Raw genomic sequence first — 1763 nt, 5'->3', positions numbered from 1 at the left:
GCGGGGGGTGGCGGCGCTGCCATCGCGCGCTGCCATCCTTCGTCGGCGGCGGTCCGCCACCGTTCTTCGGCCGAGGAACGCGGCCGAGGCGGCGTGTGGGAATCGCCGTTGTCGGAGCCGGCTGGCGCCGGTCGGGCACCATTCTGCCCGGTACCGCTTCCGGGCACACCCCTCGAGAGCCGGTTAAGTCGATCCGCTGAGGATGTCGCCGGCGGGACGACCGGCGGCGCGGGCGGCGCCGACGCCGACCGCGCAGGTGCGGCGGGTGTCGGAGGTGCGGAAACAGCGCCCGCCATGGCCGGCGATCCGGGGCTCGGGGGTGGCGCGTACCCGGCCGTCGGCATGCCCCATTCCTCCGGGTCGGCGCCCTCGTGGCTGCGGAACCAACTGGCTTGCATCTGCAGGAAGATCGGCGCTTCGCCGCGCTCCTCGGCCGGCCCGGCGGAGGTCGGCGGCGGCGGGGGCGGCGGCATGCCCGCGAGCGCGGCGCCCCAGCCCTGGTTCGGCGGCATCGGTCGCGGCGGCGGCGGGATCTTCTTGCCGTCCGGGGTGACGAAACCGACCGCGACCTGGTGGTCCGGCGAGGCGGCCTGCACCGCCGGATAGGCCTTCGTCGGCGAACCCCAGTTGGTCGTCGCGGGCGCCGCGGCGGCGGCGGGTGCCGGTGGAGCGGAGGGTACGGGCGGAGCGGAGGGTACGGGCGAACCGGAGGCGATCGGCTGCGCGACCCGCGTCGGCAGGGGTGGCCGGTCGGTGGTCGGGCGCTGCATCGGCTCGGACGGCGGACGCTGCGACGGCATCTGCGGCAGCAGCGGGTGGGACGGGCCCGGCAGCTCGGCCCGCCAGGACGGCTCAGGCATCTGCGACCGCGGTGCGCCGGACGACCGGCCCGCGGGCAGCGCGTCCATGCTCATCGAGTGTCCACTGGCGAGCTGTCCCCGGCGCGGCGCGTCGATGCCCCGCGACGGCAGCACCACGATGTTGCTGGGCAGCGTGACCTGGACGGTCGTGCCGCCCTCGGCGTTGGCCCGCAGCTCCACCCGGATGCCGTACCGGTGGGCGAGCCGGCTCACCACGGCCAGGCCCATCAGGCGGAAGGCGGCCACGTCCACGTCCGGCGACTCGGCGAGCCGCTGGTTGAGCGTCGCCATCTGCTCGTCGGACATGCCGAGCCCGCGGTCCTCGACCTGGATCACGACGTAGTCGCGGATCCGCCGGCCGTCCGCGACGACCACGGTGTTCGGCGGCGAGAAGCGGGTCGCGTTGTCGAGCAGCTCGGCCACCAGGCGCACCACGTCGTTGACGGCCAGCGCGGCGATCGAGATGTCGGTGTCGACGGTGCCGAACTCGATGCGGTTGTAGAGCTCGACCTCGGACTGCGCGGCGCGCAGGGCATCCACCAGCAGCGCGTCCTCGCGGCGCGGGGCACTGGAGTCCGCCCCGGCGAGCACCAGCAGGTTCTCGTCGTTGCGGCGCATCCGGGTGGCCAGGTGGTCGAGCTCGAACAGCTGGGCGAGACGCTTGGGGTCCTCCTCGCCGCGCTCGATCTGGTCGAGCTCGCCGATCATCCGGTCCACCAGAGACTGCGAGCGGCGAGCCAGGTTGAGGAACATCGCCGAGACACTCGTACGCAGCGCGGCCTGCTCGGCCGCGATCCGGACCGCCTCGCGGTGCACCACGTTGAACGCGCTCGCGACCTGCCCGACCTCGTCGCGGGTCTTCAGCTGGATCGGGTCGCGCACCTGGCGCACGATGTCGTCGGC

The 1763-nt window shown here is 74.2% G+C and carries 1 protein-coding gene; it reads right to left on the bottom strand.

The genetic code is table 11. The annotated features are described in order from the left end of the window. The coding region (locus tag AB0M20_RS41715) for an ATP-binding protein (protein WP_364306881.1) at positions 1-1763 on the bottom strand (1763 nt) is incomplete at both ends.

The organism is Actinoplanes sp. NPDC051633 (assembly GCF_040681735.1).
Classification (GTDB): Bacteria; Actinomycetota; Actinomycetes; order Mycobacteriales; family Micromonosporaceae; genus Actinoplanes.
Note: the sequence above shows the minus strand (reverse complement) of the source record. Positions and strands in the feature narration are given on the sequence as shown.